The following is a 3,853-nucleotide window of genomic DNA, read 5'->3' on the forward strand; positions in this document are numbered from 1 at the left end:
CAAGCCGCCGGCGCCGCCCTCGATCACCGTCACCGCCGATGACGGCACGCCGATCGCGCGGCGCGGCGCGGTGGTCGGCGCGCCGGTCGACGCCGCTACCCTGCCAAAGCACGTCACGCAGGCGTTCATCGCGATCGAGGACCGGCGCTTCTACTCGCATTGGGGCATCGATCCGCGCGGCATCGCGCGCGCGCTGGTCCACAATTCGACCAGCGACGAGCGCAGCCAGGGCGCGAGCACGATCACCCAGCAGCTCGCCAAGAACGCGTTCCTCGACTCCGACCGCACGGTCGGGCGCAAGCTGCGCGAGGTGCTGATCGCCTTCTGGCTGGAGGCGCGGCTGTCGAAGAACGAGATCCTGTCGCGCTATCTGTCGAACGTCTATTTCGGCGATAACGTCTATGGGCTGACGGCGGCGGCCAGACATTATTTCGGCCGCGCGCCACGGGACCTGAACGTCGGCCAGGCGGCGATGCTGGCGGGGCTGGTCAAGGCGCCGTCGCGGCTGGCGCCGACCTCGAATCTGGCCGGTGCCCGGAAGCGCGAGATGGTGGTGGTCGCCGCGATGCGCGACGCCGGCTTCCTCACCGCCGCCGGCGCGGCCGCCGTGCAGCCGCAGCGCGTGCTGGCGCAGAAACCGCTCGCGGTGCCGACCGGCACCTATTTCGCCGACTGGGTGCTGCCGGAGGCGCGCGAGGCGGCGGGCGAGGTGACGGCGAACGACACCGCGGTCGAGACGACGCTCAGTCCCCGGCTGCAGCGGCTGGCCGAACAGGTCGTGCGTCATGCCGGGCTCCGGCAGGCGCAGATGGCGCTGGTCGCGATGCACCCCGATGGCCAGGTCGTCGCGATGGTCGGCGGCAAGGATTACAGGACCTCCACGTTCAACCGCGCGACACAGGCGCGGCGCCAGCCCGGCTCGGCGTTCAAGCTTTTCGTCTATCTGGCGGCGCTGCGCTCGGGCATGGGCGTCGACGACACGGTGGACGACGCGCCGCTCGACTGGGCGGGATGGCGCCCACGCAACGACGACGGGCGCTTCCTGGGGCCGATCAACCTGCGCCGCGCCTTTGCGCGCTCATGCAACGTCTGCGCGGCGCGGCTGACGCAGCAGGTGGGGGTCAAGGCCGTGATCAAGGCGGCGCGCGACCTGGGCATCTCGACGCCGATCGCCAGCGAGGCGACGATCTCGCTGGGCACCGCGCAGGTCTCGCTGCTGGAGCTGACCGCCGCCTATGCCGCGATCGCCGACGGCCATTATCCGGTGCGCCCGCGCGGCGTCGAGCAGGTTCGAAACGAGGGCTGGCTGGACGGGCTGATCGGGCGCCAGTCGGCGATCGACGACCGGCTGGAGACGGGCATGAAGGCGCTGCTCGATGCGTCGCTCAACCGGGGCACGGGGATCGAGGCGTCGCTGGGCATCCCCGCCTGGGGCAAGACGGGGACGACGCAGGACGGGCGCGATGCGCTGTTCATCGGCTGGTCGAAGGATCTGGTGGTGGGCGTGTGGGTGGGGAACGACGACAACACGCCCAATCCCGGGCTGCACGGCGGCGGCGTGCCGGCGCGGCTGTGGCGCCAGTTCATGGCCGGCGCGCTCAACCTGCCCGCGCGCGTGGCGCCGCCCAAGCCGACCGCCGACGACACCGAGCCCGCCGACGTGATGGGCGAGGGCGGGCTGAACGTCTCGGGCGACCTCAAGGGGCTGGGGATCGACCTCAAGCTGGGCAAGGACGGCAGCATCTCGATCGGCCCGGCGGAGGACAGGAAGCCGGCGCCCCCGGCGGAGGACGAGCGCAAGAGGGAGGACGGGCCGGAGTGACTTGTTCTTTGTCCTCCCCGGCTTGCTGGGGGAGGACAAAGCGAGGGCCGGCGCTTAGGACGGGCGCATGCGCTTCTTCTCCGACAACGCCGCCGCCGTGCATCCGGCGGTACTCGCATCGCTCCACGACGCCGACCAGCTCGACACCGCCTATGACGGGGACCGCTGGTCCAGGGCGCTCGACGGGCGGTTGTCCGACCTGTTCGGGACGGCATGCCGCGTGCTCTGGGTCCCCACCGGGACGGCGGCGAACTGCCTGGCGCTGGGCGCGCTGTGCCCGCCCTGGGGGGCCACGATCTGCCACCGCGACGCGCACATCCAGAACGACGAGGGGGGCGCGCCGGCCTTCTATACGCACGGCGCCACGCTGATGCTCGCCGACGGGCCGGGCGCCAAGCTGACGCCCGCGAGCATCGCCGCCGTCGCCGACGCGCAGGCGAACGACGTGCATCGCGTCCAGCCGCATGCCGTGTCGATCACCAACGCGACCGAATACGGGCTGGCGTACCGGCCGGACGAGGTGGCGGCGATCGGGGCGCTGGCGCGCGCGCGCGGCTGGGGGCTGCACATGGACGGCGCGCGCTTTGCCAACGCGGTGGCGTTCACCGGGGCCGACCCGGCCGACCTGACCTGGCGCGCGGGGGTGGACGCGCTGTCCTTCGGCTTCGTCAAGAACGGCGGGATGAGCGCGGAGGCGCTGGTGTTCTTCGGAGACCGTCACGTGGCGGAGACGCTGCGGCGCCGCAAGCGCGCGGGGCTGTTGCTGTCCAAAGGCCGCTACCTGGCGGCGCAGGTCCTGGCGATGCTGGATGGCGACCTGTGGCTCGCCAATGCCCGCGCCGCCAACGCGCGAGCGGCGACGCTGGCGCGCGCGGCGGGGGAGCGGCTGATCCACCCGGTCGAGGCGAACGAGCTGTTCCTGCGCGCGACGCCGGGCGAGGCGGCGGCGCTGCGGGCGCAGGGTTTCGACTTCTATGACTGGGCGGCGGGCGAAATCCGGCTGGTGACCGCCTGGGACACCGACGAGGCGCATGTCGACGCGCTGGCGGCGGCGCTGGCGCGGCTGGACGCGGCGCCGGGCGGCGACGGGCACAGGGAGCTGGCGCCGGGCGAGGGCGTGCCGGGGTGACGGACAGATCGCGGCTCGGCATCCTGGTTCCCTTCGCGGTCGTGACGCTGATCTGGGGATCGACCTGGATCGTCATCCGTGACCAGCTAGGGGTGGTGCCGTCGTCATGGTCCGTCACCTATCGCTTCACGCTCGCCGCCGTCGCGATGGCGGGGGTGGCGTTGGCGCGGGACGAGCGCTTCGCCGTCGACCGTGCCGGCTGGGCGTTCGCGGGCGCGGTCGGGCTGCTGCAGTTCTGCGGTAATTTCAACCTCGTCTATCGCGCCGAGCATTTCATCACCTCCGGGCTGGTCGCGGTGGTGTTCGCCTTGCTGCTCGTCCCCAACGCGCTGCTCGCGCGCGTCTTCCTGGGCCAGCGGCCGGGGCGGCGGCTGCTGATCGGGTCGGGCATCGCGATGGCGGGCGTCGTGGCGCTGTTCGTGCACGAGGCGCGGGTCGATCCGCATGGCACCCGCGCGTCGCTGACCGGCATCGGCTATACGCTGGCGGCGGTCGCGTGCGCGAGCGGCGCCAACGTGCTGCAGGCGACCGACACCGCGCGGCGCTATCCGATGGCGGCGACGCTGGCGGTGGCGATGGGACTGGGCGCGTTGACCGATGGCGCGCTCGCCTGGGTGACGACCGGGCCGCCGGTGGTCGAGCACCGGCTCGGCTATTGGCTCGGCATCGCCTATCTGGGGCTGGCGGCGTCGGCGCTGGCGTTTCCGCTCTATTACCGCGTGCTGCGCGCGATCGGGCCGGCCAGGGCGGCCTATTCGTCCGTGATCGTGCCGGTGATCGCGATGGCGCTATCGACGGGATATGAGGGCTATCGCTGGACGCCGCTGACGATCGGCGGCGCGGCGCTGGCGGGGGTCGGGCTGGCGGTGGCGCTGAGCGCGCGCAGGCCGGCCCGGTAGTCG

At 72.5% G+C, this 3,853-nt stretch carries 3 protein-coding genes; all 3 read left to right on the top strand.

The window, feature by feature from the left end; all coding sequences use genetic code 11:
* On the top strand, positions 1-1,822 hold a 1,822-nt coding region (locus HUU95_RS10455; protein ID WP_174280057.1), incomplete at its 5' end, for a transglycosylase domain-containing protein.
* Positions 1,823-1,889: 67 nt separating this feature from the next.
* Positions 1,890-2,951 (top strand): threonine aldolase family protein, encoded by a 1,062-nt coding sequence (locus tag HUU95_RS10460; protein ID WP_174280058.1) that lies wholly within the window; start codon positions 1,890-1,892, stop codon positions 2,949-2,951.
* Positions 2,948-3,850 carry a DMT family transporter gene (locus HUU95_RS10465; protein ID WP_174280059.1) on the top strand — a complete coding sequence of 301 codons (903 nt, stop codon included), beginning with the start codon at positions 2,948-2,950 and terminating at the stop codon, positions 3,848-3,850. Before HUU95_RS10460 ends, HUU95_RS10465 begins: the two co-directional genes overlap by 4 nt.
* The last annotated feature ends 3 nt before the right edge of the window (positions 3,851-3,853 follow it).

The sequence above is a fragment of the Sphingomonas bacterium genome (genome assembly GCF_903643065.1).
Taxonomy (GTDB): Bacteria; Pseudomonadota; Alphaproteobacteria; order Sphingomonadales; family Sphingomonadaceae; genus Sphingomonas.